The following is a 22019-nucleotide window of genomic DNA, read 5'->3' as shown; positions in this document are numbered from 1 at the left end:
CCCCATTGTGCGGGATGGGGTCCCTGCGAACGCCGATGGAGACGGGGCTACCGTGCTGGACATGACTCTCGTGACCCTGCCCGGACCGGAGTGGGTCGATGCCGTGGGCCCGGTCTCCGGCATCGAGCTGGCGGTCTGGGACCTCGACGGTGTGCCCGACCGTGCCGACGAGGTCAGGGTGGTCGTGCCGCCCTACATCGGTGCCGGCGAGCGGCTCGCGGTCCTGTCACAGCTGCCGCACCTCGAGCTGGTGCAGCTGCTCACCGCCGGCTACGACAACGTCCTCGCCGTGCTGCCCGACGGCGTGCGGCTGGCCAACGCCACGGGGGTCCACGACGCCTCGACCGCCGAGCTCGCAGTAGCGCTGACGCTGGCGAGCCTGCGCGACTTCCCGGACTTCGTTGCGGCGCAACGGGAGCGGACCTGGCTGCCCTCGGTGTTCCACGAGTCGTTGGCCGACAAGCGGGTTCTCGTGCTCGGGTACGGCTCGATCGGTCGAGCGGTCGCGGCCCGGCTGACACCGTTCGAGGTGCAGGTGACCGCCGTCGCCAGCCGCGCCCGGGCGGGCGACGAGCTGGTGCGTTCGGTGCACGGGGTCGACGAGCTGCCGGAGCTGCTGCCACACCACGACGTGGTGGTCGTGATCGTGCCCCTGAGCGACCAGACGGCCGGGCTGGTCGACGACGAGTTCCTGGCGGCGATGCCCGACGGGTCGTTGCTGGTCAACGTCGCCCGTGGTGGGGTGGTCGAGACCGACGCGCTCGTGCGGCACGCGACTGCCGGCCGGATCCGGGCCGCCCTCGACGTCACCGACCCCGAGCCGCTGCCCGCCGACCACCCCCTGTGGGGACTGCCGGGCGTGTTCATCACGCCCCACGTGGGTGGTGCGTCGACGGCCTTCATGCCGCGGGCGGCCCGGCTGCTCCAGGAGCAGCTCGGCGCGTATGCCGCAGGTCGGCCCCTGCGCAACCTCGTCGCGCGCGACTGACCTCAGTCGGACGGGGTCTGGTCAGGCGCCATCCCGATGCGGTCGACGACCAGGGCAGGCACGTGGGCGGCCTGGTCCGCATCGTCGGGGTCAGCACGGTCGGGGAAGTCGAAGACCGCGACCATCGACTGCATCGGGTAGTCGGGCACGACGTCGGCGGTCCGGATCACCAGGCCGTCGATCGCGAAGCTCGCGCCGTCGGGCGTCCAGTCGACGCTGTAGGTGTGGAACTCGCTGACGTCGATCGGCACGCGCGGAGCGTCGAAGTCGTCGACCAGCCGAGGGTCGCGGAACGGGTGCACCCCCATCCCCACTGCGGCGCCCTCTGCGGTGATCGCGTCGCCGAAGACCTCCACGACGCAGAGCTCCCCACACCGGTCCGGCTGGTCGTCGAGGCCGACCAGCCACCAGGCGGCCATCGACCGTGACGTGAGGTCCATCCGCGCCCGCATCTCCAGGCGGCCGAAGCGGGGCGTCCAGCCCCACATCGTCGGCTGGGCCTCGCGCACCACGGCGCCCGCGCGGACCGGCTGCTGGCCGATGGTGCTCCCGACCGGGCCCGCGAAGACGCCGGACTGCACTCCGGACACGCGCAGCGGTCCGTGGTCGTCGGGGCACCACAGGCCGTGCTCGGGCGGGATGGTGAGGTGCAGGCACGAGTCGCGCACGGCATACGTGGCCGCGCTGGCGGCTCGGGAGCTCCACTGGGGGAGGTAGGACGGGACCCACACCGAGAGGTCGAGGTCGGGGCCCGCGAAGTCGTCGACGAAGAGCTGGTGGCCCGGGTCGTCCTGGGCGCGGTCGGCGGTCATGTCCCCATCGTGACGGGTGCCACCGTCAGACGTCAGTGCCATATTGGGAGCCATGGGAGACACGGCTGAGCGCACTGCTGGGGAGACCATCGTCGGGATCGGGACGCGCAAGGGCCTGTGGCTGGCCCGCAGCACGGACCGGCGCACCTGGACGGTCGAGGGACCGCACTTCCTGATGAGCGAGGTGCTGTCCCTGTTGTTCGACACGAGGCGCGACGCCCCGAGGCTGCTGGTGGGCTTCCGGTCGTCGCACTGGGGCCCCTCGCTCCAGCACTCCGATGACTTCGGCGCCACCTGGGTGGAGCACCCCGAGGGCTCGATCCGCTTCCCCGAGGACACCGACACCGCGCTCAAGGCCACCTGGCAGCTCGTCGCCGACCCGCACGACCCCGACGTGGTCTGGGCCGGCACCGAGCCCCAGGGGCTGTGGCGCAGCGCCGACGGTGGCGAGACGTTCGAGCTCAACCGGGGGCTGTGGGAGCACCCGCACCGGCCCGAGTGGGGCGAGGGGTTCGGTGGCGGTGCGATCCACACCGTCCTGCCCAGCCCGGCCAGCCCGGACCACATGCTCGTCGCGATGAGCACCGGGGGCGTCTACAACACCCGTGACGGCGGACAGTCGTGGACCCCGGGCAACACCGGCATCCACGCCTACTTCCAGCCCCACGACGAGTGGCCCGAGTTCGGCCAGTGCGTCCACAAGGTGGTCCGCGACAGCGCCACCGCCACCCGCCTGTACGCGCAGAACCACCGGGGCGTCTACCGCTCCGACGACGACGGGGTCACCTGGACCTCGATCGAGGCGGGGCTGCCGACGAACTTCGGCATGACCGCGCTGGCCCACCCGACCCAGGGCGACACGGTGTGGCTCGTGCCCATCGCCTCGGACGGCGAGCGGATCCCGCCGGCGGCCGAGCTGCAGGTGCAGCGCACGGACGATGCCGGGGCCACCTGGCGCACCCAGCACGAGGGCCTGCCGTCGCCGTCCTACACGAACGTCCTGCGCGACGCCGCAGGTCTCGACACCCACGACGACCCCGGCCTCTACCTCGGCACCCGCAACGGCGAGGTCTACGCCTCGCTCGACGGCGGCGAGTCCTTCGACCGGGTCGTCGAGCAGCTCCCCGACGTCCTGTGCGTCCGGGCGGTCACGCTCCGATGACCGCGCGAGTCGTCCTGCCGGGTCTGTTGCGCGACCTGGCCGAGGGCGCTGCCGAGCTCCCCGTCGAGCTGTCGGCGGATGCACCCCTGGCCGAGGTGCTCGACCGGGCTTTCGAGCCGTGGCCGATCCTGGCCTCCCGCGTCCGCGACGAGCGGGGCCAGATCCGCCGCCACGTGAACGTGTTCATCGACGGCGAGGACGCCAAGCGCGCCGACGGCGTGCAGACGCGGGTGTCGCCGACCTCGACGGTCCACGTGATCAACGCCGTCTCCGGCGGCTGACCCGCGGCAGTCTTTGATGGGTTGGCCACGTCAGAGTGTGGTGGATCCATCAAGCACTCGTGGGCAAGCCCGGGTCAGGCGGTCCAGATCCCGTCGTCCCAGGCCCGCTCGAGAACGCCACGATGGGGGCCGAGGTCCCAGCCGCGCTCGGTGAGCCAGGCGTCGTTGCGGTAGGTGCCGGCATACCGCTCCGACCCGTCGCACAGCAGCGAGACGATGCTGCCGGACTCGCCACGCTCGGCCATCTCGCAGGCCAGCCGTAGTGCCCCGAAGAGGTTGGTGCCGGTCGAGGCGCCGGCGCGCAGGCCGGTGCGCTCGGTGAGGAACCGCATCGCCGCGACCGAGGCGGCGTCGGGCACCAGCAGCATGCGGTCGACGACGCTCGGGATGAAGCTGGGCTCCACTCGCGGTCGGCCGATGCCCTCGATCCGCGACCCGCAGGCCGCCGAGACGCCCTCGTCGTCACCGCAGAAGCCGGGGAAGAAGGCCGACCGCTCCGGGTCGACGACACAGACCTGGCTGGACAGGCCGCGGTAGCGGACGAACCGTCCGATCGTGGCACTCGTGCCGCCGGTCCCGGCGCCGACGACGACCCAGTGCGGCACCGGGTGCCGCTCCCTGGCCATCTGCTCGAAGATCGACTCCGCGATGTTGTTGTTGCCCCGCCAGTCGGTCGCGCGCTCGGCGTAGGTGAACTGGTCGAGGTAGTGCCCGCCACGCTCCTCGGCCAGCCGGCGGGCCTCGTCGTAGACCTCGGAGGCGTCCTCGACGAGGTGGCACCGACCGCCCTCGCGCTCGATCAGGGCGATCTTCTCCGGGCTCGTCGTGCTGACCATGACGGCGATGAACGGCAGCCCGAGCATGCGCGCGAAGTACGCCTCGGACACGGCCGTCGACCCGCTCGAGGCCTCGATGACGGTCGTGCCCTCGTGCAGCTCGCCGTTGCACAGCGCGTAGAGGAACAGCGAGCGGGCGAGCCGGTGCTTGAGGCTGCCGGTCGGGTGCGTCGACTCGTCCTTGAGGTAGAGGTCGACGTCGGGCAGGCCGGGCACCGGCACGTGCACCAGGTGGGTGTCGGCGCTGCGGTTGGCGTCGGCCTGGATGCGTCGGACGGCCTCGTCGAGCCACGCCCGGTCGGTCGGGGTGGACGTCACGGCGTCGATCAGGGTGGGCCCCTGTTCCATTGGTCATTCCTCACTGCGCAGCGAGGTATGCCGTGGCCGCTCGTCGCTGTCCCGGGTCACCTCGTCGTGTGGCACGAGGCTAGCGGCCGGGGCTGGCTGCCGGACCTGCAGGGCTGGCTGTCTGGGGCCATCAGGGCCATGCTCGGGGTATGACCCTCGCCAGTGATGACAAGGTGCTCATCCTCTTCCGCCACGCCAAGGCGGAGCAGGTCTTCGGCAAGCCCGACCACGAGCGCGAGCTGACCGGTCGGGGCGTGCGGGACGCCCGCGCGGCCGGGGCCTGGCTGCACGAGCACGAGCTCGGGCCAGAGCTCGTGCTGTGCTCGTCGGCCACCCGGACCCGGCAGACTTGGGCCGCCGCCGAGGAGGGCGGAGCCTGCGGGGAGACGGTGGAGTTCTCCGACAGCATCTACTCGGGCGGCGCCGAGACGGTGCTGCGGTCGCTGCGCGACGCGCCGGGCGAGGTGCAGGTCGTGATGGTGGTCGGCCACAACCCGACGATGGCGATGCTGGCCAGCGGGCTGTCCGAGGGCGACGGGTCGAGCGCCGCGCACGACTGCCTCGCCGCGGGCTTCCCGACGTCCTCGATCGCGGTGCTGCGCTACGCGGGACCGTGGTCGGGACTCGCGTTCGGCACGGCAGCGCTGGAACGCTGCCACGTGTCGCGCGGGTGACCACGCGGCATACCAGCGTGGCGTCCTTGCGGCGCTGGTCGGCCAGTGAGACCCGCGTCCCACCCTGTGGACCCGAGTTCTAGACTGCGGACATGACGACCACCGAGCCCACTGCGGGGGCGACCACGTCCGGCGTCGACATCAAGCCGCGCAGCCGCGACGTCACCGACGGCATCGAGAAGACCGCGGCGCGCGGGATGCTCCGCGCGGTGGGCATGGGCGACGACGACTGGGTCAAGCCACAGATCGGCGTGGCCAGCTCCTGGAACGAGATCACGCCCTGCAACCTGTCGCTCGACCGGCTGGCGAAGGCGGTCAAGGACGGCGTGCACTCGGCTGGTGGCTACCCCCTCGAGTTCGGCACGATCTCGGTCAGCGACGGCATCTCGATGGGCCACGAGGGCATGCACTTCTCGCTGGTGAGCCGCGAGATCATCGCCGACTCCGTCGAGACCGTGATGAACGCCGAGCGGCTCGACGGCTCGGTGCTGCTGGCCGGCTGCGACAAGTCGCTGCCGGGGATGCTGATGGCCGCCGCTCGCCTCGACCTCAGCTCGGTCTTCCTCTACGCCGGGTCGATCCTGCCGGGCATCGCCAAGCTCTCCGACGGCTCGGAGAAGACGGTCACGATCATCGACGCGTTCGAGGCGGTCGGCGCCTGTGCCGCCGGGTTGATGTCGCGGGCGGACGTCGACGCGATCGAGCGCGCGATCTGTCCCGGCGAAGGCGCCTGCGGCGGGATGTACACCGCCAACACGATGGCGTCCGTGGCCGAGGCGATGGGGATGTCGCTGCCCGGCTCGGCCGCCCCGCCCGCGACCGACCGTCGACGTGACGGGTTCGCCCGCAAGTCCGGCGAGGCGGTCGTCGAGCTGCTGCGTCGCGGCATCACCGCGCGCGACATCATGACCAAGGAGGCGTTCGAGAACGCCATCGCCGTCGTGATGGCCTTCGGCGGCTCGACCAACGCCGTCCTGCACCTGCTCGCCATCGCCAACGAGGCGGAGGTCGACCTGACCCTCGACGACTTCGTCCGCGTCGGCGCCAAGGTGCCGCACCTGGCCGACGTGAAGCCGTTCGGCCAGTACGTCATGACCGACATCGACCGGGTCGGGGGAGTGCCGGTCGTCATGCGGGCGCTCCTCGACGCGGGGCTGCTGCACGGCGACTGCCTGACCGTGACCGGCCGGACCATGGCCGAGAACCTCGCCGACATCGCCCCGCCCGACGTCGACGGCAAGGTCGTCCGCGCGATGGCCCAGCCCATCCACAAGACCGGCGGCATCACGATCCTCAAGGGGACGCTCGCGCCCGAAGGGGCCGTCGTGAAGTCGGCCGGCTTCGACTCCGACGTCTTCCAGGGCACGGCGCGGGTGTTCGACGGCGAGCGGGCCGCGATGGACGCGGTCGAGGACGGCTCGCTCAAGGCCGGCGACGTCGTCGTCATCCGCTACGAGGGCCCCAAGGGCGGTCCGGGGATGCGCGAGATGCTGGCCGTGACCGGCGCCATCAAGGGTGCGGGCCTCGGCAAGGAGGTGCTGCTCCTGACCGACGGCCGGTTCTCCGGGGGGACGACGGGACTCTGTGTCGGGCACGTCGCCCCCGAGGCCGTCGACGGTGGACCGATCGCGTTCGTGCAGGACGGCGACCGGATCACCCTCGACGTCGCGAACGGTGTGCTCGACGTCCACGTCGACGAGGCCGAGCTGGCCCGACGGGCGGAGGGCTTCGAGCCGCCGGCGTCGAAGTACCCGCGCGGCGTCCTGGCCAAGTACCGCAAGCTGGTCGGCAGCGCGAGCGGCGGTGCCGTCTGCGGCTAGGCCGTTCAGCTCCTGGGTCCCGTCTCTCGCGGTTCGAGGTATTCGGCGACCGGGATCCGGGCGCCGAATACCTCGAACCGGGGCTGTGGGTGAGACGACAGTCCCGGATCGTGGGACCGGTTGTCTCGTACGTTGACACCACCAGTGGACGGCGGGAGAGTTCTCGTGTGGCACGAATTCTCGTACTTCACTAGCGCGCCGGCTCCCCGAGCCAGCGCGCTGCCCTCCGTCGTCCTCACCTGAGGACTGGAGGGCTTTTTCATGAGCAGATCCAGTGGGAACACCTCCAGCCTGAGCAGTTCGAGCGAGAACCGAAAGCGGTAGTGACGTGAGCGACCTGAAACCGGCACCGAGCCCGGTCGGCAGTCCAGCCCCCAGCCCGTCCCGGCTGGCCGAGCAGGCCAAGGCGAAGGTGCCCGCCGTGGTGACCGGCGCCCAGAGCCTGGTGCTCTCGCTCGAGGCCATGGAGGTCGACACCGTCTTCGGCATCCCCGGTGGGGCGATCCTGCCGGCCTACGACCCGCTGCTCGACTCGGTCAAGGTCCGCCACATCCTGGTCCGCCACGAGCAGGGGGCCGGTCACGCGGCCGAGGGCTATGCCAGTGCCACCGGCAAGGTCGGGGTCTGCATGGCGACGTCCGGGCCGGGCGCGACCAACCTGGTCACCGCGATCGCCGACGCCTACATGGACTCGGTGCCGATCGTGGCGATCACCGGCCAGGTCGCGTCAGCCGCCATCGGCACGGATGCGTTCCAGGAGGCCGACATCCGCGGCATCACGATGCCGATCACCAAGCACAACTACCTCGTGACCGACGCGTCCCAGATCCCGCGGGTCATCGCCGAGGCGTTTCACATCGCCTCCACGGGACGTCCCGGCCCGGTGCTGGTCGACATCTCCAAGGACGCCCTGCAGGCCAAGACGACGTTCTCGTGGCCGCCGAAGTACGACCTGCCCGGCTACCGGCCCGTCGCGCGACCGCACAACAAGCAGATCCGCGAGGCGGCCCGGCTCATCGCGGCGGCCAAGCGCCCGGTCTTCTACGTCGGCGGCGGCGTGGTCCGGGGTCGTGCTTCGGACGCCCTGCGGGAGTTCGTCGAGCTGACCCAGATCCCCGTCGTGACCACCCTGATGGCGCGCGGTGCGGTGCCCGACAGCCACCCGCTCCACCTGGGCATGCCGGGCATGCACGGTTCGGTCGCGGCCGTCACCGCCCTGCAGAAGTCCGACCTGCTCATCACCCTCGGCGCGCGGTTCGACGACCGGGTCACCGGCCAGCTGTCGACGTTCGCCCCCGAGGCCAAGGTCATCCACGCCGACATCGACCCGGCCGAGATCTCCAAGAACCGCACCGCCGACGTCCCGATCGTCGGTGACGTGCTCGAGGTGATCGGCGAGCTGGTCAAGGCCGTCTCGGCCGACCACGAGGCCGGGACCAAGGGCGACTACGCAGCGTGGCGGGACCAGACCGCCGGCTGGAAGGCCACCTTCCCCCTCGGCTACACCACGCCCGAGGGCGAGGAGAACGCTGTGTCGCCGCAGCAGGTCATCGAGCGGATCGGGGCCATCAGCGGTCCCGAGTCGATCTACGTCGCGGGCGTCGGGCAGCACCAGATGTGGGCCGCACAGTTCGTCCAGTACGAGCGCCCGAACGCCTGGCTCAACTCCGGTGGCCTCGGCACGATGGGGTATGCCGTGCCGGCCGCCATGGGCGCGAAGGTCGCAGAGCCGGACCGCGTGGTCTGGGCGATCGACGGTGACGGCTGTTTCCAGATGACCAACCAGGAGCTCGCGACCTGCGTGATCAACAACATCCCGATCAAGGTCGCGATCATCAACAACAGCAGCCTCGGCATGGTGCGCCAGTGGCAGTCGCTCTTCTACGACAAGCGCTACTCCAACACCGACCTGCACACGTCGGTCGGCAACCGCATCCCCGACTTCGTCAAGCTCGCGGACGCCTACGGCTGCGTGGGCCTGCGCTGTGAGCGGCCGGAGGACATCGACGCGACGATCAAGAAGGCGATGGAGATCAACGACGTCCCGGTGATCGTCGACTTCGTGGTCCACCGCGACGCGATGGTCTGGCCGATGGTGCCGGCCGGCGTGAGCAACGACGCCATCCAGGTCGCCAAGGACACCGCCCCGCAGTGGGACCGTGAAGAGGACGAGGCCACCGAACAGCCCGAGGACGCGGACAAGGACGGGAAGTGATGACGATGAGCAAGCACACCCTGTCGGTCCTGGTCGAGAACAAGCCGGGCGTCCTGGCCCGCATCGCGGCGCTCTTCTCACGGCGCGGCTTCAACATCGACTCGCTCGCGGTCGGCCCGACCGAGCACCCCGAGATCTCCCGGATGACGGTCGTGGTCGACGTCGACGCGTTGCCGCTGGAGCAGGTGACCAAGCAGCTCAACAAGCTCATCGAGGTGCTCAAGGTCGTCGAGCTCGAGCCCACTGCGTCGGTCCAGCGGGAGATCCTGCTGGTCAAGGTCCGCACCGACATCCACAGCCGCAGCCACGTCCTGGAGACGGTGCAGCTGTTCCGGGCCAAGGTGGTCGACGTCGCCAGCGACACCCTGACCATCGAGGTCACCGGCAACCGGGACAAGCTCGCCGCCTTCCTCGAGGTCATCGAGCCGTTCGGGGTCAAGGAGCTGGTCCAGTCCGGCATGGTCGCCATCGGCCGCGGCACCCGCTCCATCACCGATCGCGCCATGCGGTCCGCCTGATTTCACTGCACACCCGAGAAGCACAGACAACCTAAGGAGTGGCCACCGTGGCCGAGATGTTCTACGACGACGATGCTGACCTGAGCGTGATCCAGGGCAAGAAGGTGGCCGTGATCGGCTACGGCAGCCAGGGCCACGCGCACGCGCTCAACCTGCGCGACTCGGGGGTCGACGTCCGCGTCGGTCTCGCCGAGGGGAGCAAGAGCCGCGCCAAGGCGGAGGCTGAAGGGCTGACCGTGAAGTCGGTCGCGGATGCGGTCAAGGAGGCCGACCTGGTCGTCATCCTCACGCCCGACCAGGTGCAGCGGACCGTCTACGCCAACGACATCGCCCCCAACCTCAAGGAGGGCGCCGGCCTGCTGTTCGGCCACGGCTTCAACATCCGCTTCGACTACATCAAGCCCGAGGCCGGCTCCGACGTGGTCATGGTGGCCCCCAAGGGCCCCGGTCACCTCGTCCGTCGCGAGTACGTCGACGGTCGCGGCGTGCCGGTGCTCCTGGCGGTCGAGCAGGACGCCTCCGGTGACGCCTGGGCCCTGACCCAGTCCTACGCCAAGGCGATCGGCGGCCTGCGCGCCGGCGGGATCAAGACGACCTTCACCGAGGAGTGCGAGACCGACCTGTTCGGCGAGCAGGCCGTCCTCTGCGGTGGCGCGTCCCAGCTGGTGCAGTACGGCTTCGAGACGTTGGTCGAGGCCGGCTACCAGCCCGAGGTGGCGTACTTCGAGTGCCTCCACGAGCTCAAGCTGATCGTCGACCTCATGGTCGAGGGCGGCATTGCCAAGCAGCGCTGGTCGGTCTCCGACACGGCCGAGTACGGCGACTACGTCTCCGGCCCCCGGGTCATCGACCCGAGCGTCAAGGAGAACATGCAGGCCGTCCTCGCCGACATCAAGAACGGCGTGTTCGCGAAGCGGTTCATCGACGACCAGGACGCGGGCGCACCGGAGTTCAAGGCGTTGCGTGAGAAGGGTGCCCAGCACCCGATCGAGGGCACCGGCAAGGAGCTGCGCAAGCTGATGAGCTGGATCAAGGAGACGGACTCCGACTACGTCGAGGGTTCCGCCGCCCGCTGACGACCACAGCAGGTCTGCCGGCCGGTCCCGTTCGAGGGGCCGGCCGGCTTCGTCGTCTTCGAGCCAGCCGGCCGGGCAGTCAGCGGGGCAGTCCGGGGGGCAGTCCGGGACGGCGTGGTGGCGGGCGCCGAGCAGCACGAGAGGTGTGATCTGCGTGTCACATGTCGAGCCACGGCATCCACATGCTGAGCCGGGTCGTATGCTGTGCGCCGGGCACAGCGTGGTGCCAGACCCCCCAATGACCATCGTGACCCACCGAAGGACTGACCCGTGAGCAAGCCGATCGTGCTGATCGCCGAGGAACTCTCGCCCGCCACCATCGATGCCCTCGGGCCCGACTTCGAGGTCCGCCACGTCGACGGAGCGTCCCGCGAGGCACTCCTGCCGGCCCTGGCGGACGTGGACGCCGTCCTGATCCGCTCGGCCACCAAGATGGACACCGAGGCCATCGCCGCCGCCAAGAACCTCAAGGTCATCGCGCGCGCTGGTGTCGGGCTCGACAACGTCGACGTCCCAGCGGCCACCCGTGCGGGGGTCATGGTCGTCAACGCCCCGACCTCCAACATCACCTCCGCGGCCGAGCTGGCGGTTGGCCTCCTGCTATCCACCGCCCGCAACATCGCGCCTGCCAACCAGGCCCTCAAGGGCGGTGCGTGGAAGCGCAGCAAGTACGGCGGCGTCGAGCTGCTCGACAAGAAGGTCGGCGTCGTCGGCTTCGGCCGGATCGGCCAGCTGGTCGCCGAGCGGCTCAAGGGCTTCGGCATGGAGATCCTCGCCTACGACCCCTACGTCTCGGCGCAGCGGGCCGGCCAGCTCGGCGCCCAGCTCGTCACGCTCGACGAGCTCCTCGAGCAGAGCGACTTCATCACCGTGCACCTGCCGAAGAACCCCGAGACGGTGGGGCTCATCGGCAAGGAGGCGCTGACCAAGGTCAAGCCGAGCGTCCGCATCATCAACGCCGCCCGCGGCGGGATCGTCGACGAGGAAGCGCTGGCCGAAGCGTTGCGTGAGGGCCGCGTGGCCGGCGCCGGCATCGACGTCTTCGCCACCGAGCCCACGACCGAGAGCCCGCTGTTCGAGCACGAGTCGGTCGTCGTGACACCTCACCTCGGGGCCTCCACCGACGAGGCCCAGGAGAAGGCCGGCGTCTCGGTGGCCAAGTCGGTGCGGCTCGCCCTCGGTGGCGACCTGGTCCCCGACGCGGTCAACGTGTCCAGTGGCGTCGTCCCCGAGGAGGTCCGTCCGGGCATCGCCCTGGTCGAGAAGCTCGGCCGGATCTTCACCTCGCTGGCCGGCTCCGTGCCGGTGCAGCTCGACGTCGACGTGCAGGGTGAGATCACCGCGCACGACGTGTCGATCTGGAAGCTCGCCGCGCTCAAGGGCCTGTTCACCGACGTGACCGAGGACCCGGTGACCTACGTCAACGCGCCGCTGCTCGCCGAGCAGCGGGGGTGCGAGGTGCGTCTGCTCACCGACCCGACCATGCAGGACTTCCGCAACGTCACGACCCTGCGCGGCACCCTCGCCGACGGGTCGACCATCAGCGTCGCCGGCACCCTCACCGGCCCTCGCCTGATCGAGAAGGTCGTCGGCGTCAACGGTTTCGACATCGAGGTGCCGCTCACCGAGCACCTCGCCTTCTTCACCTACGTCGACCGGCCCGGGGTCATCGGCACGGTCGGGCGGCTGCTGGGCGACGCCGACATCAACATCGCCGGCATGCAGGTCGCGCGCAACGAGAAGGGCGGCCAGGCACTGGTCGCCCTCACCGTCGACAGCCGCATCCCGGCCGACGTCCTCGCCGCGATCGTCACCGAGGTGGGCGCCGACGTGAGCGTCGTCGACCTCGCCGACTGAGCTCCGCGACCTGAACCACGAGGTATGCCGGTGGGTCCCCGAGGTGGGGACCCACCGGCATACCTGTCTGTGGGGGGAGGGTGCGGCGGCGCGGCTCAGCTGCGCGGTGGGCCGTCGTGGAGGACCAGGTTGAACAGGATGCTGTCGCGCCAGTCACCGTCGAGGTAGAGGAACGACGGGATCCGCCCGATCTCCTCGAACCCGCAGCGCTGCAGCACGGACTGGGACGGGAGATTCGCCACCATGGTGCTCGCCCCGAGGCGGTGCAGGCCGAGGTCGTGCCCGCGCTGCACGAGGTGCTCGAGCGAGGCGACGGCGAGGCCGCGGCGCAGGTGGGCGTGGTCGACCCAGTAGCCCACGTCGGCCCCGAGCATCGCGCCACGCACGATGTTCTGCAGGGTGGCGGCCCCCACGACGTCGGTGCCGTGCCAGAGCACCCAGGAGTCGAACAACCCGAGCTCGACCTGGCGCAGCCGACCCTCGACGACCTCGCGCTGGCCTTCCTCCGTGAAGAACGACTCGGGGCGTGCGGGCTCCCACGGACGGAGGTGGTCACGGTTGCGCTCGGCCGCGTCGGCCAGCGGGCCGGCGTCGTCGATCGAGAGGGGGCGCAGGGCGTAGCCGTCGGCAAGCACCTCGCCACCCTAGACAATCGGGTCTCGGGCACCTCGGACAGCGGTCCCTCGAGGACCTGCACACCATGAGACGCCGGTCACGTCCAGCCATGTCTCACTGCGTGGGAAACGGGTGTCAATTAGTTGGACGTCCACGTAACCTCGAAGACATGACGCGGCAGGTCGTAATTCTTATTTGCCGCGGCGAGTTCCGGTAGTCAGCCCACTCGCCGCGGAGATCCCGCGTGCGTGGCTGGCAGTGGCACCCCGTTAACCGGCGAGTGCCCAGTGCGATCACCGAGAACCACCCCAAGACCGAGCCCTGTTGTGACACAGGGAGATCCGTAGAGGAAATGATCAACATGAGCGAAGAGGCCGAGAAGGCACGTCAGGCACTGCAGGAGTCGATGGACCTTCGCGAGCAGGGTCACTCCGACGACTGACCAGCGCGACGCACACCTCCGCACCGACCGGTGCGACGACGAACGGCTCCGGGCAACCGCTCAGAGTCGTTCGTCATGTGAGACACCGGTATCAGATTGCAAGACCCTCCTTAGGCTGGTGACATGGCTTCCGTGAGCACCGGCAACGACACCGTCAACCTCGCCGTCATCGGCGGCGACGGGATCGGGCCGGAGGTCGTGGCCGAGGGCCTGAAGGTCCTCGAGACGGTCACGGCCGGCACCGGCACGAAGTTCCACGCGACCGAGTACGACCTCGGGGCGAGGCGCTGGCACGCCACCGGGGAGACCCTGCCCGACTCCGTCCTGGAAGAGCTGCGCGGGCACGACGCCATCCTGCTCGGCGCGATCGGTGACCCCACCGTGCCGAGCGGCGTCCTCGAGCGCGGGGTGCTGCTGCCGCTGCGGTTCGCCCTCGAGCAGTACGTCAACCTGCGCCCGGCCAAGCTCTACCCCGGAGTGCAGAGCCCGCTCGCGGTCGAGCGGGTCGCCCCCGACGGCATCGACTTCGTCGTCGTCCGCGAGGGCACGGAGGGTCCCTATGTCGGCAACGGCGGTGCGCTGCGCACCGGCACCCCGAACGAGATCGCCACCGAGGTCAGCGTCAACACCAGGTTCGGCGTCGAGCGGGTCGTCCGCGACGCCTTCGCCCGTGCGCAGGCGCGTCCCCGCAAGCACCTGACGCTCGTCCACAAGCACAACGTGCTCACCCACGCCGGGCACCTCTGGCGCCGCACTGTCGACGAGGTGGGCGGCGAGTTCCCCGAGGTCACGACGGCATACCAGCACGTCGACGCGGCCACGATCTTCCTGGCCACCGACCCCGGACGCTTCGACGTCATCGTCACCGACAACCTGTTCGGTGACATCATCACCGACATCGCGGCCGCGATCGTCGGCGGCATCGGGCTGGCCGCCAGCGCCAACATCAACCCCGAGCGCACGGCTCCCAGCATGTTCGAGCCGGTGCACGGATCCGCCCCCGACATCGCCGGGCAGGCCAAGGCCGACCCGACCGCGACCATCCTCTCGGTCGGCATGCTCCTCGAGCACCTCGGTCGCGCCGACGAGGCGGCCCGCGTCGAGCGCGCGGTCGAGGCCGACCTGGCGGCCAGGGGGAGTGCGGTACGCAGCACTGCAGAGGTCGGCGACGCGATCGCGTCCCTCCTCTAGACGACTGGCTACATCCGACGTCTCCTGCCCGGGTGGTTGGCCGGGCAGGTAATCTCGGCAGGAGGAACCCCGCCCCCACCGGGGGTGACCCACCAGGAGGACTCCATGAGCCAGACCACCGCCCCGCTGACCTTCGAGGTCACCCGCCGCAGCGACCCGCGGCCGGACGCGGAGCGTGAGGCGGTACTGGCCGACCCGGGGTTCGGCACCACCTTCACCGACCACATGGTCACGGCGACGTGGCGCAAGGGCGAGGGCTGGAGCGAGGGCAAGGTCGTCCCCTACGGGCCGATCACGCTGATGCCGTCGGCTGCCGTGCTGCACTACGCCCAGGAGATCTTCGAGGGCATGAAGGCCTACCGCCACGAGGACGGGTCGATCTGGACGTTCCGCCCGGAGGCGAACGCCCAGCGACTGATCCGCAGCGCCCGCCGGATGACCCTGCCCGAGCTGCCGGAGGAGGACTTCATCGCCTCGCTGCGCGCGCTGGTCGAGGTCGACCAGGCCTGGGTGCCATCGGGCGCCAGCGGGGAGTCGAGCCTCTACCTGCGTCCGTTCATGTACGCCTCCGAGGCGTTCCTCGGGGTGCGCCCGGCGTCGGAGGTCACCTACTCGGTGATCGCCTCGCCGGCCGGCGCGTACTTCAGCGGCGGCATCAAGCCGGTGACCCTGTGGCTCTCCACCGACTACGCGCGGGCCGGCGAGGGCGGCACCGGCGCCGCGAAGTGTGGCGGCAACTACGCCTCCAGCCTCGCGGGACAGCTCGAGGGCATCGAGAACGGCTGTGACCAAGCCGTCTTCCTCGACGGCTCGACGCACACCTACGTCGAGGAGCTCGGTGGCATGAACCTGTTCTTCGTCACGAAGGACAACCGGCTCGTCACGCCCGAGCTCACCGGGTCGATCCTCGAGGGCGTCACCCGTTCGTCGGTGCTGGCGCTCGCCAAGGAGATGGGCCTGGAGCCGGAGGAGCGGCGGGTGCCCATCCAGGAGTGGAAGGACGGGGCGGCCAGCGGCGACATCGTCGAGATCTTCGCGTGCGGCACCGCCGCGGTCATCACCCCCGTCGGCGAGCTGCGCTGGGCCGGGGGCTCGTGCGACCACCGACGCGGTGTCGACTACGGCGAGGTCACCCGCTCGATCCGTGAGCGGCTGCTCGACATCCAGTACGGCCGCACTGCGGACACCCACGGCTGGTTGACCCGCCTGGTCTGAGGCCTCGTGCGCCATCGGTGTGCCGCCCGCTCCCCTGGAGCGAGCGGCACACCTTTTGGTTTGGGCTCGGACTATTGGTTTGTGTTCGGACCATTGACAGGCCCAGCCCGCTGGGTGAAGCATTCGCTCACCTTCGTTGCGTGGACTAGGAGTCTGCTGTGTCCGATGTGCGATCACTGTCCGATGACGAGCGCCGCCTCGCCGAGCTCGGTTACAAGCAGGAGCTCAACCGCTCCTGGTCCGGCTTCTCGAACTTCGCGATCTCGTTCTCGATCATCTCGATCCTGGCCGGGTGCTTCACCACCTTCGGCCAGGGCTTCAACAACGGTGGGCCCGTCGCGATCTCGTGGGGCTGGCCCATCGTGTCGGCGTTCATCCTCCTCATCGGCTTCACCATGTCCGAGCTGGTCTCGGCCTACCCGACCTCGGGTGGCATCTACTGGTGGGCCAGCAAGATGGGCGGGGCGCGGGCCGGCTTCTTCACCGGATGGCTCAACCTGATCGGCCTCATCGCCGTGACGGCCTCGGTCGCCTACGGCTGCGCCACCTTCCTCGACCTCACGCTGAGCACCTTCTCGAAGGGCTACGCCGACAGCTACTCGCTCACCAGGGTGTTCTGGCTCTTCGTGATCCTGCTCGCGCTCGCCTCGGTGCTCAACATCTTCAGCGGCCACCTCATGGCGATCATGAACAACGTCTCGGTCTGGTGGCACGTCGTCGGCGCGACCATCGTGATCCTGATGCTCATCTTCATCCCCGACCACCACCAGAGCTTCTCCTACGTGTTCACCGAGCGGTTCAACAACTCCGGCTACAGCGGTGGCAGCAACAGCTCGCTCAAGTACTGGTTCCTCGTGCTGCCGTTCGGCCTGCTGCTCACGCAGTACACGATCACCGGTTTCGACGCGTCAGCCCACCTCTCCGAGGAGACCGCCTCAGCGTCCAAGGCAGCGGCGAAGGGCATCTGGCAGTCGATCTTCTACTCCGCCATCGGCGGCTGGATCCTGTTGCTGTGCTTCCTCTTCGCGGTCCCTGACAACGACAAGGGACTGCCGGACAACGCAGGGGTCGGCGGCGGTGGAGTGGCCTACATCTTCACCCACGCCATGGACAGCAAGTGGGCCGGCACGATCCTGCTCATCTCCGCAGTGGGCCAGTTCTTCTGCACCACGTCGTGCATGACCAGTGCCTCCCGGATGACGTTCGCGTTCAGTCGTGATGGCGCGATCCCGGGATCCCGGCTGTGGTCCTCGCTGTCGGGCGCCAGGGTGCCGGCCAACGCCGTGATGCTGGTGGCCGTCGTGGCCGCGCTGATCACCCTCCCCGCCCTGAAGGAGGTCAACATCGGCACGGACGAGTCGCCGCTCATCGTGCCGGTCGCCTTCTACGCGGTGGTCTCGGTGGCCGTGATCGGGCTCTACCTCGCGTTCCTCATCCCGATCTGGCTGCGCTGGCGGATGGGCGACGCGTTCCAGCCCGGCAGCTGGAACAACGGCGCGAAGTACAAGTGGATGAACATCATCGCCGTCATCGAGATCGCGATCATCTCGATCTACTTCATCCTGCCCTTCGTCCCGGCCGGCGTGCCGTTCAGCGACGGCTTCGACTGGAAGTTCGTCAACTACGCGCCCATCCTCACCATCGGCTCGCTGGTCATCCTGTGGATCTGGTGGCAGGTCTCGGCGCGGCACTGGTTCAAGGGCCCGAAGCACACCATCGACCAGGCCGTGGTGGAGGCCTTCGGGGAGTGACCTCGGGCCTCTCGCTCGACGAGGCACTCCAGAGGCTGCCCCGGCTGGGGCAGCCTCTGGAGGTCACCGAGCTCCCTGGCGGCCTGACCAACCACAACTACCGGGTCCGGACGCCGACGCACGACGTCGTCGTCCGGATCTCACCTCCCGGCACCGAGCTGCTGGCGATCGACCGCGAGCACGAGTGGCACAACAGCACCGTGGCAGCCTCGGTCGGCGTCGGCGCCCCCGTCGTCGACTACCTGCCCGGCGAGGGAGTCCTCGTCGTCGAGTTCCTCCCCGGACGCACCTACGGCCCGGACGACGTGGCCGCCAACCTCCCGCGCGTCGCAGCGGCCGCGCGCCGGCTCCACGGCGGCCCCGAGTTCGCCTCGCGTTTCGACATGTTCGAGGTGCAGCGCGGCTACCTGCGGATCGTCCGCGATCGCGGGTATGCCGTGCCCGAGGGTTACGACGCGCTGGCGCCGGCCGCGGGCCGCGTCGAGGCTGCGCTCGCCTCCCGGCCCGAGCCGCTCGTGCCGTGCCACAACGACCTGCTGGCCGCCAACGTCCTCGACGACGGGGGAGACCTGCGGTTCATCGACTACGAGTACTCGGGGATGAACGAGGCCTCCTTCGAGCTGGGGAACCTCGTCAACGAGTCGCAGCTCGACCACGACCACCTGGTCGAGCTGGTCGGGGCCTACCACGGGAGGGTCACCCCACGGCTGGTCGCTCGCGCCGAGCTGTGGGGGCTGGCCGGGCGGTGGGCGTGGACGCTGTGGGGGGCGATCCAGCACGGTGTGTCCGACGTCGACCACGACTTCTGGGACTTCGCGATGGAGCGCCACGAGCTGGCCCTGCCGCTGCTGACGAGCCGGCGGTTGGACGGCCTGCTCGACGCCGCCGGTGGTCCCGCATGAGCGGGGTCCCCGAGCGCGCCCGCGTCGTCGTCGTCGGTGGTGGGGTGATCGGCTGCAGCGTCGCCTACCACCTCACCAAGCTCGGGTGGACCGACGTCGTGGTCCTCGAGCAGGGCACCCTCTCCTGCGGAACCACCTGGCACGCAGCGGGACTCGTCGGGCAGCTCAGGGCGAGCGAGGCCGGCACCCGGCTCGTGCAGTACTCCACGGACCTCTACTCGAGGCTCGAGGAAGAGACCGGGCTGACCACCGGCTACCGCGTCTGCGGCGGCCTCACCGTCGCGCGGACGCCCGAGCGCATGGTGCAGCTGCGGCGCACCGTCGCCAGCGCCGCCGCATACGACCTCGACTGTGAGCTGCTCACCCCCGACCAGGCGCTCGACCGTTTCCCCCTCATCCGGGTCGACGACGTGCTCGGGGCCATCTGGCTCCCGGGAGACGGACGCGCCAACCCGACCGACCTCACGCAGTCGCTGGCCAAGGGCGCGCGCATGGGGGGCGCCACGATCGTCGAGCGGGTCCGCGTCACCGGTGTCACGACCCGCGCCGGCCGGGTCGCAGGGGTGTCCACCGACCAGGGCGACATCGAGGCGGAGTTCGTGGTGAACTGCGCGGGACAGTGGGCCAAGGCCGTCGGCGCGCTGGCCGGCGTGACCGTGCCCCTGCACTCCGCGGAGCACTTCTACGTCGTGACCGACCAGGTCGCCGGGGTCCACCGCGACCTGCCGATCCTGCGCGACCCGGACGGCTATACCTACGTCAAGGAGGAGGTCGGGGGTCTCCTGGTCGGTGGGTTCGAGCCGGTGGCCAAGCCCTGGGTGTCGCCCGACGAGATCCCCTATCCCTTCGAGTTCGCCTTGCTCGACGAGGACTGGGAGCACTTCGAGGTGCTCATGGACAGTGCGGTGCACCGGATCCCGGCCCTCGCCGACACGGGGATCCGCAAGTTCTACAACGGTCCCGAGAGCTTCACGCCCGACAACCAGTTCCTCCTGGGCGAGGCGCCCGAGCTGCCCGGCTTCTTCGTGGGTGCCGGCTTCAACTCGGTCGGGATCGCGTCGGCCGGCGGCGCGGGCCGGGCGCTCGCCGAGTGGATCGTCGAGGGGGAGCCCACGTCCGACCTGATCGGCGTGGACCTCCGGCGCTTCTCGGCGCTGTCAGGGAGCAACGCGTGGCTGCGAGCGCGGGTCGGCGAGGTGCTGGGGCTGCACTACGCCGTGCCGTGGCCCAACCGCGAGCTGGAGTCCGCACGGCCGCAACGGATCTCGCCGGTGCACGACCTCCTGGTCGCCCAGGGCGCCTGCCTCGGCAGCCGCAACGCCTGGGAGCGGGCCAACGTCTTCGCGCCGCCCGGGGTGGCGCCCGTCCTCGACTACGCGTGGGAGCGACCGAAGTGGGTGGACTGGTCGGTGGCCGAGCAGCGAGCCACCCGCGAGGCCGTGGCGGTCTTCGACCAGACGTCCTTCTCCAAGTACGTCGTGACCGGACCCGACGCCGTCCGGGCGCTGCAGTGGCTCTGCTCGGCCGACGTCGACGTGCCCGTGGGCCGGGCGGTCTACACGGCGATGCTCAACCAGCGCGGCACCTACGAGGCCGACCTCACCGTGACGCGGACCTCCGCGACCGACTTCTTCCTCGTCAGCAGCGCCGCGACGACGGTGCGTGACCTCGACTGGATCCGGCGACACGTGCCCGGCGACGCCCGCCTCGGCGTCGTCGACGTGACCGGCTCGTATGCCGTGTTCGGCGTCATGGGGCCGCGCTCGCGCGAGCTGCTCGCGGCCTTGAGCGCCGACCGCTTCGACGACGCGTCGTTCCCGTTCGGCACCAGTCGGGAGGTCGTGGTGGGGACAACGCTCGTGCGGGCCACCCGGATCACCTACGTCGGCGAGCTCGGGTGGGAGCTCTACGTCCCGACCGAGCTCGCGCGGTCGGTCTACGAGGAGCTGTTCCGCGCCGGCGCGGACCTCGGGGTCGTCCCGGCCGGCTACTACGCGATCGAGTCCATGCGGCTGGAGAAGGGCTACCGCGCCTTCGCCCGAGAGCTCACCACCGACACCGGCCCGGTAGCGGCGGGGCTGACCTTCGCCTGCAAGCTGCGCGGCGACGTCGACTTCCTCGGTCGGTCGGCGGTGGAGGCCTCCCGCCTCGTCCCGCCGCCCCGCCGGGTGGTGTCACTCGTGGTGGGTGACCCCACGGCATACCTCTGGGGTGGCGAGCTGCTGCTCCGCGACGGTGAGCCCGCGGGACAGGTCACCAGCGCGGCCTGGGGCGCGACCGTGGGGGCCTCCGTCGGCCTGGCCCTGGTCGGCGACCGGGCCTCCGGCACTGCTACGAAGGACTGGCTCGAGGAGGGGACGTGGACCGTCGACCTCGCGGGGGAGCGGTGGCCGGTGCGGCTGTCGCTGCGTCCGCCGTTCGACCCGGAGGGCCGCAAGCTCGGACGCGGGGGAGACGACACCACATGAACCAGTTAAAGGTCTTATCCCAGACCATTGACGTCCACCCGCCGGGGGTATTGGATCGGACGGTGAGCTCCGCCCAGCCGAGGATGTCGCTGCCCCACGTCGTCCTCCGGCCGGCGTCGGGCAACGCCTTCGAGTCGACCGTCGAGCAGCTTGCGACGGCGATCCGGCTCGGCGTCTTCACCGACGGCGAGCAGCTCCCGCCGGAGCGCGAGCTCGCCGACCGGCTGGGGGTCAGCCGGAGCACGCTGCGCGAGGCGATCGCCGCGCTGCGCGACTCGGGACTGGTCACGACGCGCCGTGGGCGAGGGGGCGGCAGCGTCGTGACCTACGCAGGGCTGGAGCCCGGCAGCCGGGCCGGGTCCGTGCCGGTGCGGACCGGTGCGGCGCTCGCGGACGCCATCGACTTCCGCCGGGTCGTCGAGCCCGGTGCGGCCGCGCTCACCGCGACGCGAGCCCTCGCCGCCGACCAGCGGGCCTGGCTGGTCGAGAGCGCCAAGGCAGCCCGCGAGGCGCCGGACAACGCGGCCCACCGGCTGGCCGACAGCCGCTTCCACCTGGCCGTGGCCACGCTGTCGGGTTCGCCGATGCTCATCGAGGCCGTCACGCGCGCCCAGGCGGCCCTCAACGAGCTGCTCTCCGCGATCCCCGTGCTGCCGACCAACATCGCCCACTCCAACGACCAGCACGACGCGGTCGTGCGGGCCATCCTCGACGGCGACGACGCCCGCGCCCGGGAGGCGATGGAGGAGCACTGCGACGCCACGGCCGCCCTGTTGAGGGGGCTGATCGGATGACCACGCGCCCGCTGACCACGCGCCCGCTGACCACGCTCACGACGACCACGCGAC

18 protein-coding genes are annotated in these 22019 nt (G+C 70.3%); 15 read left to right on the top strand and 3 right to left on the bottom strand.

Annotation, left to right across the window (positions count from 1 at the left end; all coding sequences use genetic code 11):
- Positions 1–61 precede the first annotated feature (61 nt).
- The gene (locus tag ASG95_RS14735) at positions 62–988 is read left to right on the top strand and encodes a 2-hydroxyacid dehydrogenase (protein ID WP_057378937.1); all 927 of its coding nucleotides are present in this window, start codon (positions 62–64) and stop codon (positions 986–988) included.
- 2 nt (positions 989–990) lie between these two features.
- Here the strand turns inward: ASG95_RS14735 and ASG95_RS14730 are convergent, their stop codons facing one another.
- On the bottom strand, positions 991–1800 hold the full coding sequence (locus ASG95_RS14730; protein ID WP_057377940.1) for a glycoside hydrolase family 16 protein: 810 nt from the start codon (positions 1798–1800) through the stop codon (positions 991–993).
- A gap of 52 nt (positions 1801–1852) precedes the next feature.
- Here ASG95_RS14730 and ASG95_RS14725 point away from each other — a divergent pair, with 52 nt between their 5' ends.
- Both ASG95_RS14725 and ASG95_RS14720 read left to right on the top strand, forming a co-directional pair.
- Complete coding sequence (locus tag ASG95_RS14725) at positions 1853–2962, top strand: sialidase family protein (protein WP_057377939.1); 1110 nt, start codon at positions 1853–1855, stop codon at positions 2960–2962.
- Positions 2959–3243: a MoaD/ThiS family protein gene (locus ASG95_RS14720; protein ID WP_057377938.1), complete on the top strand. Its 285-nt coding sequence runs from the start codon at positions 2959–2961 to the stop codon at positions 3241–3243. The genes ASG95_RS14725 and ASG95_RS14720 overlap by 4 nt, the downstream gene beginning before the upstream one ends.
- Positions 3244–3317: 74 nt before the next feature.
- On the opposite strand, the gene ASG95_RS14715 is transcribed toward ASG95_RS14720, so the two are convergent.
- Positions 3318–4427 carry a PLP-dependent cysteine synthase family protein gene (locus tag ASG95_RS14715; protein ID WP_057377937.1) on the bottom strand — a complete coding sequence of 370 codons (1110 nt, stop codon included), beginning with the start codon at positions 4425–4427 and terminating at the stop codon, positions 3318–3320.
- 149 nt (positions 4428–4576) lie between these two features.
- Here ASG95_RS14715 and ASG95_RS14710 point away from each other — a divergent pair, with 149 nt between their 5' ends.
- The 6 genes from ASG95_RS14710 (at position 4577) to serA (ending at position 12587) form a co-directional block, all read left to right on the top strand.
- A complete protein-coding gene (locus ASG95_RS14710; protein WP_057377936.1) occupies positions 4577–5101 on the top strand; it encodes a histidine phosphatase family protein in 525 nt (174 codons plus the stop codon).
- Positions 5102–5193: 92 nt separating this feature from the next.
- On the top strand, positions 5194–6921 hold the full coding sequence (gene ilvD, locus ASG95_RS14705) for a dihydroxy-acid dehydratase (protein WP_057377935.1): 1728 nt from the start codon (positions 5194–5196) through the stop codon (positions 6919–6921).
- 328 nt (positions 6922–7249) lie between these two features.
- Positions 7250–9136 carry an acetolactate synthase large subunit gene (locus ASG95_RS14700; protein ID WP_082592647.1) on the top strand — a complete coding sequence of 629 codons (1887 nt, stop codon included), beginning with the start codon at positions 7250–7252 and terminating at the stop codon, positions 9134–9136.
- Positions 9137–9141: 5 nt separating this feature from the next.
- Positions 9142–9654 (top strand): acetolactate synthase small subunit, encoded by a 513-nt coding sequence (ilvN, locus tag ASG95_RS14695; RefSeq protein ID WP_056922718.1) that lies wholly within the window; start codon positions 9142–9144, stop codon positions 9652–9654.
- Between the two features lie 47 nt (positions 9655–9701).
- On the top strand, positions 9702–10730 hold the full coding sequence (ilvC, locus tag ASG95_RS14690) for a ketol-acid reductoisomerase (RefSeq protein ID WP_056922465.1): 1029 nt from the start codon (positions 9702–9704) through the stop codon (positions 10728–10730).
- Positions 10731–11000: 270 nt separating this feature from the next.
- The gene (gene serA, locus ASG95_RS14685) at positions 11001–12587 is read left to right on the top strand and encodes a phosphoglycerate dehydrogenase (RefSeq protein ID WP_056922466.1); all 1587 of its coding nucleotides are present in this window, start codon (positions 11001–11003) and stop codon (positions 12585–12587) included.
- Positions 12588–12682: 95 nt separating this feature from the next.
- On the opposite strand, the gene ASG95_RS14680 is transcribed toward serA, so the two are convergent.
- A complete protein-coding gene (locus ASG95_RS14680) occupies positions 12683–13222 on the bottom strand; it encodes a GNAT family N-acetyltransferase (RefSeq protein ID WP_056922467.1) in 540 nt (179 codons plus the stop codon).
- A gap of 545 nt (positions 13223–13767) precedes the next feature.
- Between ASG95_RS14680 and ASG95_RS14670 the strand changes: the two genes are divergently transcribed.
- The 6 genes from ASG95_RS14670 (at position 13768) to ASG95_RS14645 (ending at position 21965) form a co-directional block, all read left to right on the top strand.
- Positions 13768–14835 (top strand): 3-isopropylmalate dehydrogenase, encoded by a 1068-nt coding sequence (locus tag ASG95_RS14670; protein ID WP_057377934.1) that lies wholly within the window; start codon positions 13768–13770, stop codon positions 14833–14835.
- A gap of 105 nt (positions 14836–14940) precedes the next feature.
- Positions 14941–16050 carry a branched-chain amino acid aminotransferase gene (locus tag ASG95_RS14665; RefSeq protein WP_057378936.1) on the top strand — a complete coding sequence of 370 codons (1110 nt, stop codon included), beginning with the start codon at positions 14941–14943 and terminating at the stop codon, positions 16048–16050.
- Between the two features lie 158 nt (positions 16051–16208).
- Positions 16209–17801, top strand: coding sequence for an amino acid permease (locus ASG95_RS14660; RefSeq protein ID WP_057377933.1), 1593 nt, complete (start codon positions 16209–16211; stop codon positions 17799–17801).
- Positions 17798–18703 (top strand): choline/ethanolamine kinase family protein, encoded by a 906-nt coding sequence (locus ASG95_RS14655; RefSeq protein ID WP_057377932.1) that lies wholly within the window; start codon positions 17798–17800, stop codon positions 18701–18703. Before ASG95_RS14660 ends, ASG95_RS14655 begins: the two co-directional genes overlap by 4 nt.
- On the top strand, positions 18700–21171 hold the full coding sequence (locus ASG95_RS14650; RefSeq protein WP_057377931.1) for an FAD-dependent oxidoreductase: 2472 nt from the start codon (positions 18700–18702) through the stop codon (positions 21169–21171). Before ASG95_RS14655 ends, ASG95_RS14650 begins: the two co-directional genes overlap by 4 nt.
- Positions 21172–21233: 62 nt before the next feature.
- Entirely contained in the window at positions 21234–21965 is a 732-nt protein-coding gene (locus ASG95_RS14645; protein WP_369820386.1) for a FadR/GntR family transcriptional regulator, read from the top strand.
- Positions 21966–22019 lie beyond the last annotated feature (54 nt).

This window comes from Phycicoccus sp. Soil803 (assembly GCF_001429685.1).
Lineage (GTDB): Bacteria > Actinomycetota > Actinomycetes > Actinomycetales > Dermatophilaceae > Pedococcus.
This window is presented reverse-complemented; position numbering and strand designations above follow the sequence as displayed.